20 protein-coding genes, 1 pseudogene and 1 riboswitch are annotated in these 24,274 nt (G+C 41.9%); of the genes and pseudogenes, 5 read left to right on the forward strand and 16 right to left on the reverse strand.

Annotated elements, in window-relative coordinates; genetic code table 11:
• Positions 1-36 precede the first annotated feature (36 nt).
• Genes DH10bf12_RS02290 through DH10bf12_RS02325 form a run of 8 tightly spaced genes read right to left on the reverse strand, consistent with a single transcriptional unit; the run spans position 37 to position 6,814 of the window.
• The gene (locus DH10bf12_RS02290; RefSeq protein WP_471737003.1) at positions 37-717 is read right to left on the reverse strand and encodes a CpsD/CapB family tyrosine-protein kinase; all 681 of its coding nucleotides are present in this window, start codon (positions 715-717) and stop codon (positions 37-39) included.
• Positions 714-1,463 (reverse strand): YveK family protein, encoded by a 750-nt coding sequence (locus DH10bf12_RS02295; protein ID WP_471737004.1) that lies wholly within the window; start codon positions 1,461-1,463, stop codon positions 714-716. Before DH10bf12_RS02295 ends, DH10bf12_RS02290 begins: the two co-directional genes overlap by 4 nt.
• A gap of 1 nt (position 1,464) precedes the next feature.
• Entirely contained in the window at positions 1,465-2,172 is a 708-nt protein-coding gene (locus tag DH10bf12_RS02300; protein WP_471737005.1) for a sugar transferase, read from the reverse strand.
• A gap of 28 nt (positions 2,173-2,200) precedes the next feature.
• Positions 2,201-3,061 carry a dTDP-4-dehydrorhamnose reductase gene (gene rfbD, locus DH10bf12_RS02305; RefSeq protein ID WP_471737006.1) on the reverse strand — a complete coding sequence of 287 codons (861 nt, stop codon included), beginning with the start codon at positions 3,059-3,061 and terminating at the stop codon, positions 2,201-2,203.
• On the reverse strand, positions 3,049-4,071 hold the full coding sequence (rfbB, locus tag DH10bf12_RS02310) for a dTDP-glucose 4,6-dehydratase (RefSeq protein ID WP_471737007.1): 1,023 nt from the start codon (positions 4,069-4,071) through the stop codon (positions 3,049-3,051). The genes rfbD and rfbB overlap by 13 nt, the downstream gene beginning before the upstream one ends.
• On the reverse strand, positions 4,068-4,634 hold the full coding sequence (gene rfbC / locus DH10bf12_RS02315; protein ID WP_471737008.1) for a dTDP-4-dehydrorhamnose 3,5-epimerase: 567 nt from the start codon (positions 4,632-4,634) through the stop codon (positions 4,068-4,070). Before rfbC ends, rfbB begins: the two co-directional genes overlap by 4 nt.
• 15 nt (positions 4,635-4,649) lie before the next feature.
• Positions 4,650-5,654 (reverse strand): WaaS/CpsH family glycosyltransferase, encoded by a 1,005-nt coding sequence (locus DH10bf12_RS02320; RefSeq protein WP_471737009.1) that lies wholly within the window; start codon positions 5,652-5,654, stop codon positions 4,650-4,652.
• Positions 5,655-5,683: 29 nt separating this feature from the next.
• Positions 5,684-6,814 carry an SDR family NAD(P)-dependent oxidoreductase gene (locus DH10bf12_RS02325; protein WP_471737010.1) on the reverse strand — a complete coding sequence of 377 codons (1,131 nt, stop codon included), beginning with the start codon at positions 6,812-6,814 and terminating at the stop codon, positions 5,684-5,686.
• 469 nt (positions 6,815-7,283) lie between these two features.
• On the opposite strand from DH10bf12_RS02325, the gene DH10bf12_RS02330 reads away from it, so the two are divergent.
• A complete protein-coding gene (locus DH10bf12_RS02330; protein WP_471737011.1) occupies positions 7,284-8,408 on the forward strand; it encodes a glycosyltransferase family protein in 1,125 nt (374 codons plus the stop codon).
• Between the two features lie 44 nt (positions 8,409-8,452).
• Here DH10bf12_RS02330 and DH10bf12_RS02335 read toward each other — a convergent pair whose 3' ends face one another.
• The gene (locus DH10bf12_RS02335) at positions 8,453-10,237 is read right to left on the reverse strand and encodes a S9 family peptidase (RefSeq protein WP_471737012.1); all 1,785 of its coding nucleotides are present in this window, start codon (positions 10,235-10,237) and stop codon (positions 8,453-8,455) included.
• Positions 10,238-10,586: 349 nt separating this feature from the next.
• A riboswitch (FMN riboswitch) is annotated at positions 10,587-10,721 on the forward strand.
• Positions 10,722-10,855: 134 nt separating this feature from the next.
• On the opposite strand from DH10bf12_RS02335, the gene DH10bf12_RS02340 reads away from it, so the two are divergent.
• The 3 genes from DH10bf12_RS02340 (at position 10,856) to DH10bf12_RS02350 (ending at position 12,959) form a co-directional block, all read left to right on the forward strand.
• Positions 10,856-11,434, forward strand: a complete 579-nt coding sequence (locus DH10bf12_RS02340) for an ECF transporter S component (RefSeq protein ID WP_471737013.1) — start codon at positions 10,856-10,858, stop codon at positions 11,432-11,434.
• A gap of 78 nt (positions 11,435-11,512) precedes the next feature.
• Positions 11,513-12,739, forward strand: a complete 1,227-nt coding sequence (gene pepT, locus DH10bf12_RS02345; protein ID WP_471737014.1) for a peptidase T — start codon at positions 11,513-11,515, stop codon at positions 12,737-12,739.
• 19 nt (positions 12,740-12,758) lie between these two features.
• Positions 12,759-12,959, forward strand: coding sequence for a hypothetical protein (locus tag DH10bf12_RS02350; RefSeq protein ID WP_471737015.1), 201 nt, complete (start codon positions 12,759-12,761; stop codon positions 12,957-12,959).
• Positions 12,960-13,282: 323 nt separating this feature from the next.
• Here DH10bf12_RS02350 and DH10bf12_RS02355 read toward each other — a convergent pair whose 3' ends face one another.
• A complete protein-coding gene (locus tag DH10bf12_RS02355) occupies positions 13,283-13,825 on the reverse strand; it encodes a hypothetical protein (protein WP_471737016.1) in 543 nt (180 codons plus the stop codon).
• 10 nt (positions 13,826-13,835) lie between these two features.
• Entirely contained in the window at positions 13,836-15,014 is a 1,179-nt protein-coding gene (locus tag DH10bf12_RS02360; RefSeq protein WP_471737017.1) for an Alp7A family actin-like protein, read from the reverse strand.
• A gap of 327 nt (positions 15,015-15,341) precedes the next feature.
• Here DH10bf12_RS02360 and DH10bf12_RS02365 point away from each other — a divergent pair, with 327 nt between their 5' ends.
• A complete protein-coding gene (locus tag DH10bf12_RS02365; RefSeq protein WP_471737018.1) occupies positions 15,342-15,953 on the forward strand; it encodes a YIP1 family protein in 612 nt (203 codons plus the stop codon).
• A 50-nt stretch (positions 15,954-16,003) separates the two neighbouring features.
• On the opposite strand, the gene iadA is transcribed toward DH10bf12_RS02365, so the two are convergent.
• From iadA to DH10bf12_RS02390, 5 genes and pseudogenes are all read right to left on the reverse strand, one after another.
• A complete protein-coding gene (iadA, locus tag DH10bf12_RS02370; RefSeq protein ID WP_471737019.1) occupies positions 16,004-17,176 on the reverse strand; it encodes a beta-aspartyl-peptidase in 1,173 nt (390 codons plus the stop codon).
• A gap of 10 nt (positions 17,177-17,186) precedes the next feature.
• A complete protein-coding gene (locus tag DH10bf12_RS02375; RefSeq protein WP_471737020.1) occupies positions 17,187-18,620 on the reverse strand; it encodes a DEAD/DEAH box helicase in 1,434 nt (477 codons plus the stop codon).
• A 294-nt stretch (positions 18,621-18,914) separates the two neighbouring features.
• Positions 18,915-20,948, reverse strand: a complete 2,034-nt coding sequence (locus DH10bf12_RS02380; protein ID WP_471737021.1) for a catalase — start codon at positions 20,946-20,948, stop codon at positions 18,915-18,917.
• A 170-nt stretch (positions 20,949-21,118) separates the two neighbouring features.
• Positions 21,119-22,688: pseudogene (locus tag DH10bf12_RS02385) on the reverse strand (IS3 family transposase).
• Positions 22,689-22,772: 84 nt separating this feature from the next.
• A complete protein-coding gene (locus DH10bf12_RS02390; RefSeq protein ID WP_471737022.1) occupies positions 22,773-24,260 on the reverse strand; it encodes a glutamate synthase subunit beta in 1,488 nt (495 codons plus the stop codon).
• Positions 24,261-24,274: the final 14 nt, after the last annotated feature.

Genomic DNA, 24,274 nt, shown 5'->3' on the forward strand with positions numbered 1-24,274 from the left:
CTCCTTAGATTAAATTCTTAATAAAGAACAATACATTTAAAAAAAATGTGACTTTTTTAGTTTCCTTTTATCCTGGAGTACTATTCCGATAAAATGTGAATGTCCTTTTTTTAGATTTTCTTTTGCTTTCAGCGCTTTTTCTTTTTTTGTTTCCCCAAATCTGATCACCATGACAGAAGCATCTGAGCAACTTGTAATAATTTGAGCATTGGCGTTTTCCACAACAGGTGGACAATCAATCAGAATAAAATCGTACATCCGTTTGAACTTTTCAAGAATTACTGTCAATTGCTCTGTAATAAGGTTAATTCCCGCTTCTTTTTGCGATCCTGCCGTCATAATACTTAATCCCTCAACAGAAGTAGGTAAAATAGATTCATTTATTCTCATATGAGGGTCAGTCAAAATATCAGTCAGTCCATACTGATTTTTCTTTCTAAAAAAATAGTGGACTGCCGGCTTTCTAATATTCCCATCAATGATTAGCACTTTTTTTCCTTTTTGCGCCATAACGACACCAATATTCACCAATGCGGTGGTTGTGCCCTGTTCTTTATAAGCTGACGTCACGGCAATTGTCTTCATTGAAGTGCTCTGTGTGAGAAATTCAATATTGGTTCTGATCACCCTATACTGCTCACTGTAAGGTGACATTGGCTGCTGTTGCGTAATAATATACCTTTTATCTGCTTTGCTTTTTTTAGAAAGTAAGCTCATTCAGCCTCCCTCCCCAGTTTTTTATAGGTAGAATAAACGTGTTGAACGTCCTTCGCTGTTGCCTGCTCTTTTGGCTTTTTATGCCGCTCTTTAGATATCGTGCCCAGTATGGGACTGTTAAGCAGTGTAGCTGCGTCTTTCTCTGAATCAATGGTTGTACTGAAAAGTTTTTGTACAAATACAACTGAAAGACCAATACCGACTCCTGCAACAATTCCTACGATCATAAATAACATTGTCCCCGGACTGTTGGATTCTGCATTTAATTTTACTTCAGCCGGCGGAAAAAGCATCACGTTATCAATTCGCATAATTTCCTTTACTCTTTGCTGAAATACGTCAGCAGTTGCATTTACGATCTGAACAGCTCTTCCATAATCCGCATCCTTCACCGTAATCGTAATAACCTGTGAATCATTTTTACTTGTGACATCAATTTGCTTTTCCAGATCTTTTAAAGATGTATTGAGGTTCAGGTCACTGATCACTTTTTCAAGGACTACGTCAGAATAGATAAAGTCACTGTAGGTATTCGCATATTGAAAGTTTGTCATCACTGTGTTGTAATCCAGCGTTTCTGACTGATTATTGACGACAATTTTTCTGGAAGCTTCATATGAAGGATCAACCATATAGCTGGATACAAGGCCACCCAGTAAAGCGAACACCAACCCTGTCAACAGGATAAACACGATTCTTCTTTTAATTACTGACCAGAACTCCCGGATTTTTAGTGACTGCTCCACTTTAGTAGGCCCCTTTTCTCTGCAAAACATATAGTATGCTTTTTACTAGGATTTTCACATCCAGTGTCAGGGTTTGATGATGGATATAGTAGAGTTCAATATCCACCCGTTCAGGGTACCCCACTTCACTCCGGCCACAAATCTGCCAGTAGCCTGTCACACCCGGATCTACAGATAAAAACTGTGGAGCACGTTCTCCATATTTTTTGAGTTCTTCTTCGACAATTGGTCTGGGTCCCACCAGACTCATTTCTCCTTTAAGCACATTAATCAGCTGAGGCAGCTCGTCCAGGCTCGTCTTTCTGAGAAATCTGCCGATACGGGTTATTCTTGGATCATCCTCTGGCTCAAGCTTAAAGTTATTCTCGATATACTTCTTATACAGGATTTCGTTGTTTTTTAAATAATCTTCTGCATTCCTAACCATCGAACGGAACTTATAAATATAGAATTCTTTCCCATTTTTCCCAAGCCTGCGCTGTTTAAAAAACACAGGGCCTTTTCCTTCTCCAAAAAGGTAAGTAGCCGCAATACATAACAGCAGTGGCGATAACAGGATCAGACCGGCCAGCGAGCCCATTACATCGATGATTCTTTTTACTAATAGATAGGTTTTATGCTTATTCAGCACAAGACTGTTTTTTCTGACTGGTGTTTTGTAAGGCACAGCAATTGGTGCGGGTACCTCTCTTTCTCGATCCATTCTCATGATCTTCACCCTCTCTGACGGTATTTTCTTACGATGAAATCAAATAATGAGTCAGAAATTCTTCAAGCGCTTCTCTCCAGTGCCTCACCTCTGCAAAACCATTCTCTTTCCATCTGCCATGGTCCATAATTGAGTATGCCGGACGTGTCGCCGGACTGTTAAAGTCCTCCGTTTTACAAGGTTTAACAGATACGTTTTTGCCTGCTAGATGAAATATCTCTTTTGTAAACTCATACCAGGAACAGCTTCCTGAGTTTGATAGATGATAAAGTCCAAATTGATCTGTCATCATTAACTTTGCAATCGCATCTGCCAAATCGCCAGTATAGGTTGGGGAACCGAACTGATCATTGACGACAGTGACTGTCTGATCCTGTTCACCAGCTTCAAGTATTTTTTTCACAAAATTGTTTCCATATCTGCCGTAAAGCCAGGAAGTCCGAATGATGAAGTGTTCACTGAGAATCTCCCTTACATGGTCTTCCCCGCGAAGTTTGGATTCCCCATATACACTTAGTGGATTCGGAGTTTCCTCCTCACGGATCGGATATTGCGACGTTCCGTCAAATACATAATCTGTGCTGATATAAACCATTTTCGCTCCGATTTCTTTCACTGCCAGCGCTACATTTCTGGTTCCGGTTGCGTTTACTAAAAACGCTTTTTCAGGTTCCTTTTCAGCACGGTTAACATCTGTATAAGCTGCGGCATGAATCACTACATCAGGTTGATAGCTGTTCACCACACTTTGAACTGCTGCAGCATCTGTTACGTCAAGTTCAAGCCTGCTGAGACCTTTTACGTGATGTCCTGCACCGGTTAGTACCTGACACACTTCCTGACCCAGTTGACCTTTACTTCCTGTCACCAGTACTTTTAATGAGTGCATAACTGATCACCAGATTTCTTTGGATGATAAAATGAGTACGATCCATTCATTATATTTTCCCACCATTCTTTGTGATCAAGATACCATTCTATGGTTTCTTTAAGTCCTTCATCGAAATAATAGGAAGGCTTCCATCCAAGTTCAGTTGTAATCTTAGTTGGGTCGATTGCGTAACGCTTGTCATGACCTGGACGATCAGTCACGTATTTGATCAGATCTTTTGAAACATTCAGTTGATCTGTAATCATGTGAACAATCTCATTGTTTGTTTTTTCATTATGACCGCCGATGTTATAGACTTCCCCTGCCCTACCTTTATGGACAACCAGATCAATTGCATTGCAATGATCTTTTACATGAAGCCAGTCTCTGACATTACTGCCATCACCATAGATCGGCAGCTCTTTCCCCTGCAGCGCGTTGGTGATCAACAGTGGAATAAGTTTTTCAGGAAAATGATTAGGCCCGTAATTATTTGAGCACCTGGTAATGTTCACATTCATTCCGTATGTCTCGTGATAGGCTTTTACAAGTAAATCAGCTGCAGTTTTACTTGCTGAATAAGGACTGGTTGGTGACAGAGGTGTTTCTTCAGTAAAATATCCCGTCTCTCCAAGACTGCCATATACTTCATCAGTAGAGACCTGGACAAATTTACTGATGCCGAATGCTTTTGCTGCATCGAGCAGACACTGAGTGCCAAGCACATTGGTTTTAACAAATACATCAGGTCCAGTAATGCTCCTGTCTACATGAGACTCAGCAGCAAAGTTAACAATGGTATCGATACTGTATTGCTTAAGGATTAGCTCTACCAATTCTCTGTTTGTAATACTGCCTTTTACGAATACATAGTTTGCATGTCCTTCTACCTCTTGAAGGTTATAAAGGTTCCCTGCGTAAGTGAGCGCATCGAGATTGACAACAAAATGTTCTGTCTGCTCAGCCAGCAGGTGTTTGACAAAGTTACTCCCAATAAAACCTGCTCCGCCAGTGACAAGGTATCTCATGCTTTAACCCCCTCCCATGTAAAATCGTATTCAGCCTGGTCAAATAATGGATGATTGCTGTCTTTATCTGATAAGACAGGTGTTGAAACAGGCCAGTGGATACCGATTAACGGATCGTTCCACACAAACCCTCTATCATGTTCTCCTGCATACACTTCATCAACTTTATATTGCACTTCGGTATCTGGTACAAGTGTACAAAACCCATGAGCAAATCCTTTTGGTACTAAAAGCTGCCTGTGATTATCTGCAGTTAAGATATAACCCTCCCACTCTCCAAATGTCGGAGAGTTTCTTCTCATGTCCACAATCACGTCATATATAGCTCCACTAGTCACTTTCACTAGTTTTGATTGTGCTTTTGGATTTAATTGGTAATGCATCCCTCTAATCGTTCCGGCATATTTTGATAGAGATTGATTTTCCTGCACAAAATCTATATATAATCCATATTCTTCTAATGTCGTCTTTTTATAACTTTCCATAAAATATCCTCTACTGTCCAAAAACAGAGTAGGTTCAATTAACAGTGCATCTTCAAATTTTGTTTTAATCACCTTCATCAATGGATTCTCCTCTCACTTCACATTTGAAATGTTATGGATTAACTGTTTTCGGTCAAAAAAGATTTCATGTATCCACTCATTCAATGAATACTTCTCATAAGTTTCATTATCTGGATTTATATATTCCTCATAGATAAATGCCGAATCAATAACAGGCGCGTGACGATCTATCACACGGATATTCGAAGGATTGTAAAGGTCATAATCTCCGATTGATTCATTTGTTGTGATCAATTTTTTATGTGCACCAAATACTTCGATCGTCCTCATTGTGAGACCGTTTTGCTTCGGTCTTTCAATATCAATAATCACTCTGGATCTGTTAAAAAGCTGTGCAATCTCTTCTTTTGACAGCTTTTGATATTTAAGTTCACTTTTTCCGTACTTTCTTATATCCCGGTTGAAAAACCACTTTAAGTAATACAGTTTTTTACTGGGGTAATAGTGATAAAAGTAAAAATTCAGATTTTTTTCTTTAAGCTGATGCTCGATTCTTTTTAATACGCTGAACCTGTCTGTATGAACCGTGCCTATAAAAAGAACATCGATGTCCTGAATGGTTTTGGACTCAGCTGATTTTCTATACTCATCAATGAAAAATAATGGTCTGAAGTGCATATCTTTATAGCGGGCAGCGTCATTTTGATCAAATGTATAAACTGTGTCGAACATACTTTTGATTGCCTTGGAGTTTGGAGAATAACTCAGCGCATCCCACATATAAAGAATGAACTTTGCATTTTTGTGAATGCTTCTTAATCGTACTAAATGATCTTTTGATATGACTTCACCCTTAATTACAAATATAAAATCATAATCACGGTTTCTCGTTTTTTCTATTATATTGTTGTAATATGCATTATTTTTTGGTGCCAGCAGCTTTCTATTTACTCTGATCAGAGACTTAGTCAGAAAATCATTTTCAGGACGTTCGTCAAAATAATCCACTTCACAGCCAAACGACTCAAGCTTTTGACAAATTTCTCTTTCATAACCGAAAAAATTCGCTGATATCATTAATATCCTTTTACCTCTATACAGCGTCTTCATTTGTATAGGCCCTTTTCTTTCATTTCCTTCATGGCATGCTCATAGCGGTCTTCTTCTACTTCCTGACTGTTCACCCAATCTGTAAATTTTTTTATTCCCTCATTGAAAGTAAAAGAGGGTGTAAATGTAAGAGCTCCTGTCACTTGCGTTAAGTCAGCGAAATTGTGTCTGATATCCCCCAACCTGTAGTGACCACTTACATGCCATTTTACATTCGACTGATAGTGATAAAGTAACGCGCTTGCCACTTCGGTTACACTGACTGCTTTCCCAGTTCCAACGTTAAAGACTTTATGGTTCGCTTCATCAAGTTCAATCGCTTTGACCGTAGCATCTGTAACGTCATCAATGTAGACAAAATCTCTACTCTCCTCACCATCTTCAAAGATCATCAGATCGTTACCATTTTTAATTCTTGTTGAGAAAATGGATAGTATCCCTGTGTATGGATTTTTAAGTGATTGACCAGGACCATATACGTTTTGATATCTAAGCGCAACAGCCGGAATATTTAATGACTTCCCTGTCAGCATCACCAGATTTTCCTGGCCGAACTTTGTGAACCCGTAAACGGAAAGTGGGTTAATACGAGAATCTTCAGAAGTAGCCAGGACTTTTACTTCGCGTGAGCACTTAGGGCACTTCGCTGAAAAATCCCCTTTCGACAAATCTTCATCCGATCGGCTATCAGGGAATACTTCGCCATGGTCTTCACAAAAATACTTTCCTTCACCGTAAATAGCTCTTGATGATGCCACCACAATTTTTTTGATTTGCTGTTGATTTGCAGCAATCACATTCAGTAAATTCACTGTACCGTTAATATTGACATCAATATATTTTTCCACTTCATACATTGATTGGCCCGTTCCGGTTTCAGCAGCAAGATGTACAACAATATCAACATCTTTTAAAGCTATTTCAAGGTCCTCTTTATTTCTAACATCTCCAAATATGAATTCTACCCGGTTTTTTATCCGTTGGAATAATTCAGACTTTTGAGAGTCCTCACCATGAATCTGTGGTGAAAGATTATCTATTACTCTTACTTTGTATCCTTTCTCCAGTAACTTCATAGATAACGAACTTCCAATGAATCCCGCTCCACCTGTAATTAATATTCGCATGTTCTTACCTCCACTCCTTAATTCTCAATAAAGAACTTTAAAGGAAAAATAAAAAACAACCATTATGTTATTTTGTTCTTTAAAAAGAACGTTTTTCATATTGTAAACCCATTTCACTATAAAATCAATCATATTATAAAAGATTTTTGTGAATATTTTTCCTTTAAATTTATATGGTTAATTTATATCTATAAAACTTTCTTTATCAGCACGATCACTAATACCCAAAAGGGTGCTGTGATACATATACCTAGTACGCATCCCTTTGAAAATCCGGACTTCTCACTCATATTATTTATCCTCCCGACAGCTTTTAAATCTCACCTGATTTGTATTAGTGTAATTCATTTACAGAAAAAATTCTACACCGTTTGTTCTTTATGTAGAATATTTTAAGCATATATCTTCTTTTTTTCTTCGATATTCTTTATAATGAACAAAAGAACTAAAAAGAAATAGGAGTGATTTGATGAAAATACTGCTGATGGGTGTACAAAAAATCAAGTTTATGCCATATATCGACTTTTATCTCACCAACCTGAACACAGAGCAACATGAGGTTCATTTGTTATTTTGGAACCGTGATGGAAAAGAAGATTTGACAATTGATTCAAATATCGTCCTTCATGAATTTGAGCATATGCAGGAGGATGAAGTGTCGAAGGTTAAAAAAATCAAAGGCTTTATAAAGTATCGCAGACATGCAATGAAACTGATCAGAAAAGAACAATTTGATTTTGTCATTATCCTGAATACAGCAACAGGTTTTCTGGTGCAGGACCTTTTATGGACATCCTATCGAAAGAAATATATTTATGACTACAGAGACCCTACCCATGAAAACTTATTCTGGTACAAGTTACTGGTAGGAAGGATCGCAAAACATTCCTGCGTCACTTTCGTCAGCTCGGACGGCTTCAGAAAATTTCTACCTTCATACAATCATATTAATTCTTCACACAACCTTCTTACTGAAGCACTGAGAAAAAGAGACATAAGAAATCAACTGCCAAGAAAACATCATCCTGTAAGAATCCGTTACTGGGGAATGATCAGGGATGAGGAAATGAATAAAGTTTTGATTAAAAAGCTTGCTAACGACCCAAGGTTTGAACTTCATTACAATGGAAGAATGCAAAAGACAGGCAGAAATCTCGAAAGCTATTGTAAACAGCAGCAGATTCACAATGTATTTTTTCACGGTTCCTATCTTCCTCATGAACGTTACAAATTTATAAGAGAAACAGACATTCTGCATAACATTTATAAAGAAGATAAATTATTATCACAGGCAATGGGAAACAAATTTTATGACGGGATCATTCATTATATCCCTCAAATTTTCACAGCAGGGTCTTTCATGGGCAGAAAAGGTACTGAAAGCGGAACAGGGATAGAGTACGATCCTCAGGACCCTGATTTTGCAGACAATTTGTATAACTACTACGTTTCGATGAGGTGGAATCAATTTATCAAAAATTGTGATGATTGCCTTGATCAGATTTTGATTGAATATTACCAGGGGCAGCAGATTCTGCAGAACATATTTGACCCACGTTCTGAAATCATTAAACCCTCAAAAGCTACTTCATAGTATGATACAGGCTGAGACGTACTCGTCTCAGCCTGTTGTAAATATCAATTAATATATTGATCAAAAAACGCCAGCACTTCCTCATACACCATCATCTCATTCGCCTTCTTCGAAAACCCATGCCCCTCATCATCCAGCACCAGGTACTTCACATCACGCCCTTTTCCTTTCAGCGCTTCAACAATCTGATCGGATTCCGCTTTCACTACGCGCGGATCCTTTGCACCCTGGATAACGAACATTGGTTTTGTCATGGAATCGAGGTATTCGATCGGTGAGTCTTTAGTCAGTCTCTCTTTATCCTCTACCGGATCCCCCACCCACTGCTTCATGACAGGCTTCCAGTGTTCCGGAACCGATTCGATAAAGCTGAACAGGTTACATGGTCCGAAAATATCTACCACTGCTTTGAAGTAGTCTGCGTGACGGCCGTGGAGTAACAGTGCCATGTAGCCTCCGTAGCTTCCGCCCATGAGCAGGACTTTGTCGCGGTCAGCGAGTCCTTGTTCGAATAGATACTCAAGTCCTTCGATATTATCAAGGCGAGGTCCGTGGCCCCAGTCACCCTCTACCATTTTCGAGAACTTTAATCCATATCCTGTCGAGCCGCGGAAGTTTGGTGCGAAAATGCTGTAGCCGCGGTAGACCAGGAATTGAAACAGCGAACGGAATGTTGCACGTTCTGCTGCCTGTGGTCCTCCGTGGGGCCACAGAATCACATGACCATTGCTGTTTTCAGGTTTCGCTTTAAAGAACTGTGCTTCGATTTCGAGACCATCAAATGATTTGTAAGTGTGAAGCTCCGGCTCCGCCATTTCTTCTTCTTTTACACCCGGCACGTTGTATTTTGTCAGCTGCTTCCACTGCCCATCTTTTCTCATATAAATGTTTGCCGGTCTGACAGCGGTTCTGCCTGCGAGGTAAAGGTTGCCTGAATCAGCTACCTTCAGTCCTGCAATTTCAGTGGTTGGAATATCGATTTCATTTAATGACTCTTCTTTCAAATCAAATTGATAGAGCTTATCCTTTACTCCTTTTTCAACGCTGATATAGAGACTATTCGATGACTGATCATAGTGAACGCCATCGAAGTCTTCCATTTCAATCGCAGCCACTTTTTCAAATGATTCATCCTCTAGGTTAAAGCGGGCAAGATAGGAGAAATCTTCCCCGTAGTTCGTGGTAAAGTAAATCAACGTATCAGATACGAATTCCACACCTGAAACCGTATGCTGTTCTTCACGGTCCGGTGTCAGATAAACTTCCTGACCATCTTTTTTTACGAATGCCAGCACGTATGTATTTGCATAGTGCTTTACATAAACAACCGCCTGTTCATCAGGGCTTTTTGCTGTCAGGTACGTTGCTGCATCTTTACCTTCATGAATAATCTTTTCTTCTTGTTCCTTGATGTCATAGCAATATGACTTCAGGTAAGTCTGATCTTCTTTAGTAGAAGTATAGTACAGTCGCTCCCCGTCTTTACTCAGGTTCAGCCCCATATGACGTGCGCCTTCATGCGTGCGCAGCGGTTCAAGACTTCCACCCGTTGGCGGTACTGTATAGATCTGACCGTTCTCGTCCCCGTCCTGATCCATAATAGCAAGTATATATCGTCCCTGTTTGTCATACGCAAGCTCTGAACAGCTTTGATTATGGAAACTGAGCGGGTATGGAAATGCATTCGGCAGATCCATTGCCCAGAGATTATATTTCCCGTTTAAATTTGTACTGAAAACGAGCTGTGTTTCTTCTTTATTTACTGTAAATGTCTGAATGCCGAATGTCTGAAAGAAGTTTTCGACATCAGGCTGTCTGAAGTTAATCATCTGTTAAAATCCTCCCTGTTTGTTTCGTTCTCCGTAATATTCTATCTATTGATACTAAACTCCTTTTTTTAGTTGAAATTAGTAGGGATGATTTTATGCAGGCTGCGACTTTTGCAGCCAGATTAGAGAATAGAGCATTTAAAAGTGTGAGCAGCTACTTCAACAGTCTGAGTATGTCATTCAACCCGGGTGTGTCGCTACCTCAATCAGCGTGATACAGCACTCAACACGTCAGATACGTTACTCAAGCGAAGAATTTCATATCATCTCCGCGATGGACACCAGCCAAAACTTTTAAATTGAATCCTCATTCACTCTGCGCTATACTAAAATCCTAAACTAAATATCGTTCCATCTTCAGGGCAGGGTGAAATTCCCGACCGGCGGTAAATGTAAGAGTGAGCCCGCGAGCGAATAGGGAGCTATTTGCTGACTCCGTGAGAACCGGAGGCCGACAGTATAGTCTGGATGGGAGAAGATGGAGGCAAGAATAAGGGATAAGCGATAAGCTGACCCTTTATTTCGTGCTGAATTCTCCCTGCTGATTGCGCCGAATCTGCAGGGTTTATTTGTGTACGAAGCCGAAACTTCTGTGTGGAACGAGGACAGGAGCTACTCATGTTAAAAAACACACAACTTTTAGTTAAGCTATCTATGCTTAGCGCATTGGCATTTTTACTGATGATGCTCAATTTTCCACTTCCGTTTTTACCGGATTTTTTGAAAATTGACTTCAGCGATGTGCCAGCTTTACTTGCAGCAATCATGTTTTCACCAATGGCTGGTGTGATTGTTGAAGCACTAAAGAACATTCTGTACTACCTTTTTAAAGGCAGCGGTGTACCAATCGGCGAGCTTTCAAACTTTATTGCCGGATGCGCATTCATTCTGCCTGTAGCGTTCTTCTATCACAAACGCAAAACAAAAGGCGCACTTGCCAAAGGACTTGTTGCCGGAACTGTAATCATGGTTCTGCTGCTTGCAGTACTCAATTACTTTTTGATTCTGCCTGCATATGCGTGGTTCTTTGGAATGGATTACATGCTTGATCCAGCTGTTAAGTTAGGACTGACAACCGGCGCAATTATTCCATTTAACTTGATCAAATCAGCATGTGTCGCAGCACTATTTATTCCGTTATTCGTAAAACTGAAGCCGTGGATCCGTCAGCAGTCTATGCAAACCGGACCCGTTTAACAATTAAGCACCAGTCGGGCGTTTTCCTGACTGGTGCTTTTCCATGCTATAATAAAGAAAAATGCTGGAGGTTAACTCATGCAACAGAAACTGATGGACCGCTTGATTACATATGCAAAAATTGATACACAATCTGATCCGGATTCACCTTCTACACCTTCCACTGAAAAGCAGTGGGACCTGCTTCGCCATTTAGAAAAAGAGCTAAAGGAAATTGGCCTGGAAGAGGTTGAAACAGATGACCACGGTTATCTAATGGCTACCCTTCCTGCAAATACTGAAGGTGACATCCCAACAATCGGATTCCTTGCGCACGTGGATACTGCGACTGACTTCACAGGAACAAATGTAAATCCACAGGTAGTTGAATATAACGGTGGAGATATTCAATTAAATGAAAAAGTGACGATGTCTCCGGCTGAATTTCCGGAGCTGAGCAAATATAAAGGTCATACACTCATTACTACTGATGGCACTACGCTATTAGGCGCTGATAATAAAGCAGGTATTGCTGAGATCGTGACTGCAATGGAGCACCTGATCCAAAACCCTGACATTAAACACGGAAAAATTCGTATTGCTTTCACACCGGATGAAGAAATTGGCCGTGGTCCTCATAAGTTTGATGTTAAACGCTTTGATGCTGACTATGCTTACACAATTGATGGCGGCCCACTTGGAGAGCTTCAATACGAAAGCTTTAATGCAGCCGGTGCAAAGCTGACGATTCATGGAACGAATGTTCACCCTGGAACAGCTAAAAATAAAATGGTGAACTCACTTAAGATTGCAATGGAACTGAATCAGATGCTTCCTTTAGACGAGGCACCTGAATTCACTGCCGGCTACGAAGGTTTCTTCCATTTAATGCAGATAAATGGAGATGTTGAAAAAACTGAGCTTCAATATATCATCCGCGATCATGACCGCAATAAGTTTGAGAAGCGCAAATCTATATTGCAGCGCGTAGCAGATGAAGTAAATGCTAAGCACGGTGACGGGACTGTGGAACTGTCTATTGAAGATCAGTATTACAATATGCGTGAAAAGATTGAACCTGTGCACCACATTGTGGATATCGCTGAAGAGGCAATGAATGCACTCGGTATTGATGCGATCATTGAGCCAATCCGTGGTGGCACGGATGGTTCACAGCTTTCATATATGGGACTGCCAACACCGAACGTTTTCACCGGCGGGGAGAACTTCCACGGGAAATTTGAGTATATCTCTGTGGATAACATGGAAAAAGCGTCTCAGGTGATTGTTGAAATCGCCAAACGTTTTCCACATGTGGATAAGTGATTATTGAAAGGGGTACATTGTGGACTTAAGAAAACTTGATTTAATTTTAAGTGTCGTTTTACTGATTAATTCTATCCGGATTTTTTATCTGATTGTGACTAAAGAAGATCCGGTTCCATTTGATTATATGGTGTTATTTTTCTCTACTGTCGGAGCTGTTATTTTATTTATGAACAGCCGCCGCAGGAAGATGAAAGAAGAGGGTCGTTTAGAGGAATAAATTTTGATGGCGGGACATTTAGAATGTCTCGCTTTTTTAATCGCTACACTACACTTCAGGTAGACGCTTTCCGGACGGTTGTTGCTGAGCCTCCTCAGTCTTCGCCTTGCGAGGTCTCAGCTTCCAACTAATCGTCCCGGAGTCGCAGCCTTACGCTTCGTTCCACTGAATTGGTAATTCATCAAATCATTTTGTTTTTCAAACATGACTAAACACTCTTTTGTTCATAACTACAATTTTTATTTTTAGTATTTTTATAAAATATGTAATTTTATTAATAAAATAAAAAGGAATCTATAACCAATAGATTCCTTTTTAATCATTTATTTATTCATTTTATCCAAGAAACTTCCTAATAAATCATCTAAATCTTCTTCTTTTTCTTCCTGAACCTCTTCACGCTCTATTTCGATGGAGTCAATTTGATCAAGGTCATCAAATTCAGGCGTTGGCTGAACAGGCTGCGCTGACTGTGGCTCTCTAACAGGCTGTTGATCTTCTTCCTGCAGGTAAAGCGCCTCATCTACTGATAAAGAGGTACTGTTCATGGATGCCAGGATTGCTGTCGCTCTCACAGGATCATTTAACAGTTGATAGACGATGTTACCAAGCAATGCTTCAGAGTGTGCATGTCTGAGCCATGCCCGCTGTTCTTTGGATAACTGCTTAGGGATTGGTACGGTAATCGTCTCCCTTTCTTTCTGAGAGTTCTTACCGAGACCTTCAAGTGCAAATTCCGCAATTTTACTTGAGAAGTTTCTTTTTTCAGCTTCTTTCAGCCTTTGCAATTCCCTCAGCAAATGGTCCGGTGTATCAGAAGGCAGGCGAAATGTAATCGCCTGGCCCTTCTTAATCGTACCACTCATTTAGTACACCTTATTTTGAAGCTGCTTTCGCTTCAGTTTTCTTAGGAGCAGCTTCCTTATTATTTCTGCGCACAAAGTCATTGATCAGCTTATGATAAGCGTTAGCCATCATCCAGATGCTTTCTTTTTCATCTTCAAAGAAATCAATGTTGTAGCCATCCAGATTGTTATTGAGCGTCTTTAAGTACTCTTTTAACACCATCGAACCACCACCGACAAAATAGCAGATTTCTGTCTGTGAATTCTTAGCCCATACGTTACGAAGGTGACGGTATTCTTTCTTCGCCAGGTCAAGAAGGATGCGGTCAGTAATATCATGCACACTTGTACGTGACCCCTTAACCATGATGTGGTTGCGGTCATTTTTCTTTGTGATGATGTCTACTACATCACGGCGCGTATCCAGCTCTACACCATGGCGTGAGCGGATCTCTTCACGAATTGCTTCAAGTGATTCAGATACACCCAGGTTAAAGCCCTGTGCCTTATCATCGTCAACGTTTCTGTTGCGGATAACTGCGATATCTGTTGATAATCCGCCGATATCCTGAATTAGAATCTGCTTATCAATCAGGTCACGGTTAATGATCTTACCTTCGTTGTCCATCACAAGGTTAATAAATGCGGCAAATCCCTCAGGGTATACTTTTACTTCTTCAAATTTAATATTTACTTTCTTACCCTGGAACTTAGGTGTTACCAGGAATTCCACCTGATGTACCGATCCCAGAAGCTGAGAACGGAAACCTACGTCCTTGCCCTCTTTTACTTCTCTAAGAGGAAGTCCTGTTCCGAGTGTATAAGTTGCATCAATCACGTTATTTTTCGCTTCAAAGCCACTCTCAGCACGTGCTGCATCAAGTGCAATACTTGCAAATAGCAGTACAAGCGACTGATCTTCCTCTGATTTGCTGCTGCCAGGGTCCAATTCTGTCGCATTGTCACTCTTTGTTGCAAGATTACCAACACGGTAAATTGCGTTGTTATCCTGTAGGGCAGGGGAGTGCACACGGATATGTAAGCCATCCAGTGGATCTTTTTCGTGAAGATCTTCAATTCCGATTACCGGGCGATCCTCGCGATCTCTTGCAATAACGTTAGGGATATTTAGTTCATAGTCTGATTGGCCAAATAGAGCTTTTACTGAATCATTTCCAACATCAACTGCTGCAATTCTTGTTTTAGTCATAATAAACCTCCTGAAATAAATCTACGGATTAAATCCGCTCCTATTAACTTTATATAAGAGTCACTGAAACGTCAATCAATCTTAAGTACTGAAAAATCTGAAACGTTGTATACAAATAAGTATACATGTTTACCATTACGTACACATGCTGTTAAATCAGCATGTGTACAATATTGTTTACATGTTTACATAATTGTATACATAATGTTTACAATTTGTTTACAAGTATACGTTTTTGTATACAATCTATCTTTTCTCTATTTTAAGGAAAAATATGAAACTAAATGTAAGTACATCCGTATTAAAATGATAGGGAGGCGTTAGAAAATGAATCCATTTTTAACAGTTTGGTTCAAACCAAAAAGCACAACAGAATATATAATGGAAAATAAAACGATTAGATACTCCATTATCCTATTTATCCTGTCTACATATTCAAATGTTTTAGGAGGATTACAGGAGTCAGGCTTTGTCGTAGGCTGGTCGCCATGGTTAGTCACAATATTAATCATAATAGCCGGTCCTATCCTTGGGGTGATGGGGTTTTATGTAGGGAGCTGGCTTTATACGATTGTCGGTAAATGGATGAACGGGAGTGGGACGTTACACAACATGAGAAAAGCAATTGGTGTGACAGCCATACCTAACCTTGTCCTGATCCCTCTTTTATTAATATATATCCTCATCTACGGAGAGCTTTTTTTTCAGAGACCTGCGTGGAATGAGTTTACTTCACTGCCAACAGGGCCCTCAATGATATTAAACTTGATCACACTTGCAATCGGTATGTGGAATGTAGTAGTTGTTAGTAAAGTGATAGGAGTTGTACATGGCTTTTCTAGCTGGAGAGGGCTCGGGGTTTCACTTGTTATCGCTGTATCGCTGGGAATTCTCGCGATCCCGTTTATCTTTATCATTACTGGATTGATGCTAGCTTAAATTCATAAGAAAAAGCGCTTCTATATAACTAATTTCAGAAGCGCTTTTTGCTATTCAAACGTACCTTTAATAACAGCTTGTTGATGATCCACCATTAACTGTCCCATCGCTAACACACTGTCAATCAGGTAATCGTTTTGTTGTAAAAGAACAATATCAGCATCTTTTCCAACTGCAATGTCACCTTTTTGTGAGAGCTTTAGAATCTTAGCAGGGTTTCTGGTAATGACCTGAATCGCTGTACTAAGGGCGATTCCTTCATCAGTTACAGCGTCACGAACTGCTTCGAACAATGAGGTAACCTTGCCTAACTGCAGCCCGATTAACTCACCATCCTTATCAAAATCAGGAAGGCTTGCCTGACCATCAGATGTAAATGTAATCAATGCTGGATCTACGCCTGCTTCAAGCATTTTTTTCAATGCCAATGAGGACTTCACTTCCCCTTCCTCAAGAAACTTAGGAATTGTACTAGTTGTAAAGTCCACATATCCACCTTTTTTCGCATATTCGATCCCCGCTTCAAATAAATGAGGGTTCCGGTTAATATGAGTTGGATAGAACTGCTTAATCGGTATATCAGTTGTTTCAACCACCTGCTCTATCAACGATAAATGGTCATAGCTATCCCCTACATGAATATTAACGATGCCTGCCTTACCGGATAACATACCACCAACCCTTGCAGCAGATGCGATTTTAGCGAGCTCCTGAACAGTTGGTTGTGAAGATCGGTGGTCTGAGATGGCAATCTCTCCTGCGCCAATGACGCTATCGATCAGAATAAGATCATCTTCTATCTGTCCGGTCAGCGTTTTGACAGGAACCTGATATGAGCCTGTGTGCACATAACAGGTAAGTCCTTCTTCCTCAAGCGCTCTGGCTTTGGCAATGAGCGATGGCATTGTACGCGTTGTTCCGTCAGTACCGATGACCCCTACGAGTGTAGTGACACCACCGAGTGTGGCGTCTGTCAATTGCAGTTCAGGCGTACGCGTTTTATAGCTGCCTTCTCCTCCCCCGCCCATAATATGAACATGGGCGTCAATAAATCCGGGGACAGCGATCTTTCCATCCGCCTCGATTAGTGTAAGGCCTGGAGTGTGAGGAGGTAAGTCAATATGATCTTCAATCGCTGCTATGCGTTTATCAGCAATTAAGATATCTTTTACTCCAAGATGGTCAGGGCTATATACATCTGCCTGTTTAATCAGTGTTATCATGAAATCCCTCCTACTTTTTCGCAGGATATACCTTAAGCTTCTTCCCTTTAATCGTTGTTTCTTTTAAAGCACTGATGACCTTATAGCCTTTGCCATTATGAATTTCAATAAATGAGCAGGTCGGTTCGATCGTGATAATACCAATATCATCTGCCGTTACACCATCAATTGAAGTAATGGTACCGACAAAATCTCCGGCTCTCAGTTTTTTCTTCTTGCCGCCATTTATATAGATCTTTAAGATGTCTTCACTTACTTTTTCAATGGCCGCTGTTTTTCGTTCCTGCTGTTCTTCCATCTTAGACCAGAATGCACCAATATCAGCAGGTGGCACTGAATGAAGTTCAGTTAAGTCAGCGTTAGTGTAATCAATTATAGCTGCAAGGCGGTCATCTTCCCGACCTTCTTCAACAAATGAAACTACTTTACCGCTCTGACCTGCTCTTCCTGTTCTGCCGCTTCTGTGGGTGTATGCAGGAAGCTCAAGGGGCAGATCGTAGTTCAGAACTAACGATACATTAGCTACGTCGATGCCACGGGCAGCAATATCTGTTGCAATAAGATATCTGAAGTCTCCACGCTTGAATTCATTCATCACGTCAAAGCGCTCTTCCTGGACCATACCGCCATGAATTTTGTCGCAGGAATATCCCGCACGGTCAAGGCGCTCTGTTAATTCATCTGTGCGGTCCTGTGTTCGGCAGAAGATCATACATGTATCAGGGTTTTCACTCATTGTTATCTGCTTTAACAGCTCAAATTTCTTTTTTTCTTCTGTTTTCATGTAATAATGCTGAATCAGATCTTCCACTTTATGCTGAGAGGCGATTTCGAAGCGCTCAGGCGTTTTTAACCATTTAGCAGCCAATGACTCTACTTCCTCAGAGAAAGTCGCTGAGAAGAGCGCTGTGAGCCTCTCTTTTGGCATGAAAGCCATAATCGCTTCAACCTGTTCGATAAATCCTCTGTTAAACAGTTCATCTGCTTCATCAATGATGACATATTTTAACTTTGAAGGATCAAAGGTACCTTTTTCGAGGTGGTCCAGTAGTCTGCCCGGTGTTCCTGATATAATATGCGTTTTTTGTTTCAGTTCAAGTTTTTGTTTTGCAAAAGGCTGTCTTCCGTAAAGTGCTGCTGCTTTCAGGCGTTTGAAACGGCCGATCGCCAGTGCATCAAGACGGACCTGGTCTGCCAGTTCGCGTGTTGGCGTGATGATCAGTGCCTGAGGTTTATTTTCCTCCCAGACGACTTCATCACTGATTGGAATCACATAAGCGGCTGTTTTACCGCTCCCTGTCTGTGCTTTTGCCATCAGGTCGTGTCCAGCTTTTATGGCAGGAATGACCTGCTCCTGTACTTCTGTTGGTGCTGTATATGAAAGCTTCTCAAGTGCTTCTGTAATGGAAGGGCTGAGATTAAATTGTTGCCAGGTGTTTGTCATGTGTTGCTCCTTTATTGAGTGATGCTGTTTAGTATACCACGGAAGACACATAAAAAAGAGGCTCGGACATATTAAATGTCTGAGCCTCTTAAAACGTTTCGCTACGCTTCAGGCGGATGCTTTCCGGACGGTGGTTGCTGAGCCTCCTCGCCTTTGGCTGCGGGGTCTCAGCTTCCCACTAATCGTCCCGGAGTCACCGCCTTCAGCGAAGCTGCACTTAGTGTTTTCATAAAAGAAACCGTGCTATTTAAGGTCTTTAATCATACCTCAAATTCTGTTCAAATATCTAATACTTCAAACTTCACGACTCCAGTGACGGTGTTCTTTGATTGCTTCAATAAATGAATGTGTAAAGCTGTCTGCATCATTGCCATGTACGACACCAGGGCTGTCCGCAATCTCATTTGCTTCAAGCCACTTCGTTCCTTCATGCGTTGCACCGATTGGCTTAAAGTGCATAAACGCTTCATTCAGGAAGTAGGAGGTCGTCTGAACGAATTTTTTGCTGAGATCCTTACCACCTACTGCGTATAGTGCATCATAGAGCACAGAATCTGCAGTCAGGAAGGTCTGATCCACTTTCAGTTCAGAGCCGTCTGCACCTTTCAGTACACTCATGGTTTCACTCACCACTTCAATCTCTACACCTTCACTTTCAAGCTTTTCGACGATTGAAGGTACATTACCTTCAAACCCGTCACCTGCAATCAGCAGCACTTTACGCGTTTTTGCAGATTTAACTGTGTTTTCCTGACTTAGTGCAGGTGAAGACTTCGTTACACCTGAATCATTGCCCTGAGGTGCTTCAAGACCGATGTTTTTAGCTACTTCAGTTGCAAGCTCCATGCTGACATTTGCAAACATATCAACGACCTGCCGTCTTACTGACTCACTTTTAACTTTACCAAGCTCAAAGCTGAAGGCATTTGTCATATGCTCTTTTTCAGGCGCACTCATACTGTTATAGAAAAGGGTTGCCTGGGAGAAGTGATCCTTAAAGCTGTCACTTCTTGCGCGGACCTTACGCCCTTCCATCTTCTCCTGATAATGCTCAAATCCGCCTTCTTCCGGCGTTGCTGGCTCAGGCGTATTGTTCTCAAGAGAGTTCTTATGATAGGCTACTTTACCTTTATTAATGGTTTGTCTGCCATAGCCGTCACGCTGGTTGTTAAAGAACGGGCATACAGGACGGTTGATCGGAAGCTCATGGAAGTTAGGACCGCCAAGGCGGATCAGCTGCGTATCTGTATAGGAGAACAGTCGTCCCTGAAGCAGCGGATCGTTTGTGAAATCAATTCCCGGCACAAGATGCCCAGGATGGAATGCAACCTGTTCTGTTTCTGCAAAGAAGTTATCCGGATTACGATTCAGTGTCATTTTACCAACGATTCGTACCGGTACATCTTCTTCCGGCCAAAGCTTTGTCGGATCCAGTACATCAAAATCAAATTTGAATTCGTCTTCTTCAGAAACCAGCTGAACGCCAAGCTCGTATTCAGGATAGTCACCGTTTTCAATTGATTCAAACAGATCTGCTTTATGGAAGTCAGGATTTTTTCCGTTCAGCTTCTGCGCTTCATCCCATACAACCGAATGCGTACCAAGTACAGGCTTCCAGTGGAATTTCACAAAATGCGCTTTTCCTTCCGCGTTAATAAAGCGGAATGTATGAACGCCGAAGCCTTCCATCATCCTGTAGCTTCGCGGGATTGCACGGTCAGACATCGTCCACATGACCATATGGGCAGATTCCTGATTATTCGCTACAAAATCCCAGAACGTATCATGGGCTGAAGCTGCCTGCGGAATTTCATTATGCGGCTCAGGCTTTACTGCATGGACAAGATCCGGGAATTTAATTGCATCCTGAATAAAGAAAACAGGAATGTTATTTCCAACAAGATCGTAGTTCCCTTCTTCTGTATAAAATTTCGTTGAAAAACCACGCGCATCACGTGCAAGGTCGGCTGACCCTTTAGATCCTGCTACTGTTGAGAAACGTACGAATACAGGTGTTTTCCGTGAAGTATCTGTTAAAAAACCTGCCTTTGTCACATCTTCAAGTGAGTCATATAATTCAAATTCACCGTGGGCACCTGACCCCCGCGCGTGAACAATTCGTTCAGGAATACGCTCATGGTCAAAGTGGGTCATTTTTTCTCTGAAGTGAAAGTCTTCGAGGAGGGTCGGCCCTCTGACACCTGCTTTCAGTGAAAATTCGTCTTCTGATATTTTAAGCCCCTGATTGGTTGTCATCTTTTTACCGGAGTCATCTGTTTTGAACTGTTCAAGCTGCTGCTGCTTTTTGTTCGGATTTTCATTACTCAATGTAGTTCCTCCTTATGTAAATTTGTGATGAATCTGCCTTTATCTGTTTCCCTGTTAATTGTTTCGACAAACAAATTATGATGAGAATTTCAGAAAATAAAAAGCACCCCACTTTAAAAGTGATGAACTGCGCCCTGTCAAGTAGACAGTAAAAAAGAAAAAGGTTAGCACTACGCTGCGGCCTGGTACCGATACTCCATTGGTGCCAGGTTGTTTAATTTCTCTTGATAACGTCCCTCGTTGTAAAACCGCATATATTGATCAATGTCGTTGACCAATTCTTCATAACTCTTGTACTGTTTCAATTCATACCTTTCACATTTGAAGTGCCCGAAGAAGCTCTCTATCGGCGCGTTGTCGATGCACTTCCCAACGCGAGACATACTGCGCGTGATCCCTGCTTCTGTCGTGATGTAGCGGTATTCCTTCGAGGTATACTGTGACCCACGGTCGCTATGGAGTAGGGGAGTCGCGTCTGGGTTCGCTTCGATGGCTGCCTTCAGGGTGTCCATTACCAAGGCGTTGTTGTTGAAGTGACCGATCTGATAGGCTACGACGGACCCGTCGTACAGGTACATGATCACACTCAAATAAGCCTTATTCCCAAGACCATAATGGAGGTGCGTGATGTCCGTCACCCATTTCTGGTTGGGCTGACTCGCTGTGAACGCGCGATTCAAGATGTTATCTTCGATATTGACATAGCTGGTCTTCGTACAGTAGCCGTTTGACTGGCGAATGAAAGACTTCAGTCTGAGCTTGATCATCAGGCGACGGATCCGTTTGCGATTGTACTGCTTTTTGAACTGGCGGTTGATGAACATTGTGATCCGCCGGTAGCCCAGAATCCCCTGATGCTTGTTGAATATCTTTTTGATTTCTCCGAGTAGCCATTCATTTTCTTCCTCTTGGTCAGTCGGCGTATGGTTCAGCCATTTGTAGTAACCGGATCGCGAGACACCGACCAGTTGGCAGAGTAGTTGGATCGGCGCCTTCGTTTCCTCATGGTACTCATGGATCGCCTGGAACCGATGTAGATGACTGCCTATTCGCGCATTCTGTCCCTCCTTTCGATCTCCTTCAGCTTTTTTAAGAGGCCGTTTTCCGTTTCAAGATATTGATTACGATGGTCCAGTTCTTTGATGCGGAGCTTCAGTTTCTCTACTTCTGTCAGGTCCGGCTTAGACTCCAGGGATTTCCCGCGGCGATCGTGAAGTGCCGTCTCTCCGTCAGCCTGATATTTCCGTACCCATCCATAGACCTGTTGATACGAGACCTGATATTTCTCTGCAGCCCTGTGATAGTCAAGGTCGTGGGCGATTGCGAATTGGACGATCTCTATCCGTTCCTGTAGTGTTGTCTTACGTCCTGTACTCATCTTTTATTCCCCTCACTAGTGGATTTCAAGTCTCTCCCACTAGTGTAACGCTTTATCCACCTTCGTAAGACAGAGGAGGTTGAGATGTTGAAACGAGCACAGGTCTCACTGAGGCTCCCTTGACCCGCCAGATAATAGTCCACTGCCTGTCGTTTCAATTCTTGGGAGTACGCTTTCCAGGTCTTCGATTCCTTCAATCCGTCGATGCCATCTGATTGATATTTACGAATCCAATCTCTGAAGGTCTTTTCAGTGATCTGATAATCTCTTGAGACCACACCCACCGACTTCTTCTCCTCTAAGATAGATAACACTGCTTTTAATTTTTCATCTAATGTATGACCAGTCGTCCTTTTAGACACAAAAATGCCCCCTTCAAAGTAGTAGAGAATTTTTATTATTTCTCTGTCTACTTCGAAGGGAGCATATCATGAGGTGCCTGCTGTTTAAGGTAATACTGTCGAGCCCATCAGGTAGCGATCGCATTCGCGTGCTGCTTCACGGCCTTCATTGATTGCCCAGACAATCAGACTCTGCCCGCGTCTCATGTCACCTGCTGAGAATACGCCTTCTACGTTTGTACGGTAGTCGCCGTATTCAGCTTTCACAGTAGAACGTTCAGTTGTTTCAAGCTCAAGCTGATGAATGAGTCCCTGTTCCGGTCCGCTGAAGCCGATTGCAAGCAGGACAAGGTCTGCTTTCCAGACTTTTTCTGTTCCTGGAATCGATTCACGGATACGGTTGCCGTTTTCATCGATACGAAGCTTAACGTTGATTGTGTGTACTTCTTTTACGTTGCCATTTTCATCACCGACAAATTTAGTCGTCTGTACAGCGAAGGCACGTGGATCAGAACCGAATTTTGCAGCTCCTTCTTTTTGGCCGTATTCAATACGGTGAACAATTGGATACTGCGGCCACGGGTTACCCCTGGCATCACGGATCGATCCTTTTTTATCATAGATATCAAACTGAGTCAGGCTGCTGCACTCGTGACGGATCGCAGTTGCCAGACAGTCAGTTCCAGTATCTCCCCCACCGATAACGATGACATCTTTTCCTTTAGCAGAAATGTAATTACCATCTTCAAGGTTCGTATCAAGAAGGCTCTTTGTGTTGGCATGAAGGAAGTCCATTGCATAATGAATGCCCTTCAGGTCACGGCCTTCAACAGGAATATTCCGGTGCACCTGAGCACCACCGCAGAGAATAATTGAATCAAATTCATCACGCAGCTTCTGTACCGGCACATTTCCGCCGATCTCAGCGTTTGTTTCAAATTGAATACCTTCTTCTTTCAGGATATTCACACGTCTTTCAACAACTGCATACGGCAGTTTCATCTCAGGTATACCATATGTCAGCAGTCCGCCTACGCGGTCACTCTTTTCAAATACAGTGACCCAGTGGCCTGCTTTATTCAGCTGTGCTGCTGCAGCAAGACCTGCTGGCCCTGAGCCGACAACAGCAACCTTTTTACCTGTACGCTGTTCAGGCGGTTCCGGTACAACCCATCCTTCATCAAAGCCGCGCTCGATAATAGAACGCTCGACTGAACGGATGGCAACAGGGTCTTCATTAATTCCAAGTACACATGCCCCTTCACAAGGTGCAGGACACGCAATACCTGTGAACTCAGGGAAGTTGTTTTTCTCATGCTCACGCTCAAGTGCTTCCTTCCACTTCCCCTGATAGACAAGGTCATTCCATTCAGGGATTAAGTGGTTAACAGGGCACCCTGTTGTCTGTCCGTTGATTTCTGTTCCTGTGTGGCAGGTAGGCACGCCGCAGTCCATGCAGCGCGCTCCTTCCAGCTTCACTTCTTCTTCAGGCATCCGCGCAGTGTAGTCTTTCCAATCCTTAATTCGTTCTTTAGGATCACGCTCACGCTGCGAATGACGCTCATATTCCATGAATCCAGTAGCTTTCCCCATCAAATCCCTCCTTA

The sequence above is a fragment of the Jeotgalibacillus sp. 10bf12 genome, assembly GCF_055597105.1.

Bases quoted from the DNA above. Each gene is read 5' to 3' on its own strand.
- DH10bf12_RS02290 (WP_471737003.1), bottom strand. From the start codon at position 717: ATGAGCTTACTTTCTAAAAAAAGCAAAGCAGATAAAAGGTATATTATT.
- DH10bf12_RS02300 (WP_471737005.1), bottom strand. From the start codon at position 2,172: ATGAGAATGGATCGAGAAAGAGAGGTACCCGCACCAATTGCTGTGCCT.
- rfbD (WP_471737006.1), bottom strand. From the start codon at position 3,061: ATGCACTCATTAAAAGTACTGGTGACAGGAAGTAAAGGTCAACTGGGT.
- rfbB (WP_471737007.1), bottom strand. From the start codon at position 4,071: ATGAGATACCTTGTCACTGGCGGAGCAGGTTTTATTGGGAGTAACTTT.
- rfbC (WP_471737008.1), bottom strand. From the start codon at position 4,634: ATGAAGGTGATTAAAACAAAATTTGAAGATGCACTGTTAATTGAACCT.
- DH10bf12_RS02320 (WP_471737009.1), bottom strand. From the start codon at position 5,654: ATGATATCAGCGAATTTTTTCGGTTATGAAAGAGAAATTTGTCAAAAG.
- DH10bf12_RS02325 (WP_471737010.1), bottom strand. From the start codon at position 6,814: ATGCGAATATTAATTACAGGTGGAGCGGGATTCATTGGAAGTTCGTTA.
- DH10bf12_RS02330 (WP_471737011.1), top strand. From the start codon at position 7,284: ATGAAAATACTGCTGATGGGTGTACAAAAAATCAAGTTTATGCCATAT.
- DH10bf12_RS02335 (WP_471737012.1), bottom strand. From the start codon at position 10,237: ATGATTAACTTCAGACAGCCTGATGTCGAAAACTTCTTTCAGACATTC.
- DH10bf12_RS02340 (WP_471737013.1), top strand. From the start codon at position 10,856: ATGTTAAAAAACACACAACTTTTAGTTAAGCTATCTATGCTTAGCGCA.
- pepT (WP_471737014.1), top strand. From the start codon at position 11,513: ATGCAACAGAAACTGATGGACCGCTTGATTACATATGCAAAAATTGAT.
- DH10bf12_RS02355 (WP_471737016.1), bottom strand. From the start codon at position 13,825: ATGAGTGGTACGATTAAGAAGGGCCAGGCGATTACATTTCGCCTGCCT.
- DH10bf12_RS02360 (WP_471737017.1), bottom strand. From the start codon at position 15,014: ATGACTAAAACAAGAATTGCAGCAGTTGATGTTGGAAATGATTCAGTA.
- DH10bf12_RS02365 (WP_471737018.1), top strand. From the start codon at position 15,342: ATGAATCCATTTTTAACAGTTTGGTTCAAACCAAAAAGCACAACAGAA.
- iadA (WP_471737019.1), bottom strand. From the start codon at position 17,176: ATGATAACACTGATTAAACAGGCAGATGTATATAGCCCTGACCATCTT.
- DH10bf12_RS02375 (WP_471737020.1), bottom strand. From the start codon at position 18,620: ATGACAAACACCTGGCAACAATTTAATCTCAGCCCTTCCATTACAGAA.
- DH10bf12_RS02390 (WP_471737022.1), bottom strand. From the start codon at position 24,260: ATGGGGAAAGCTACTGGATTCATGGAATATGAGCGTCATTCGCAGCGT.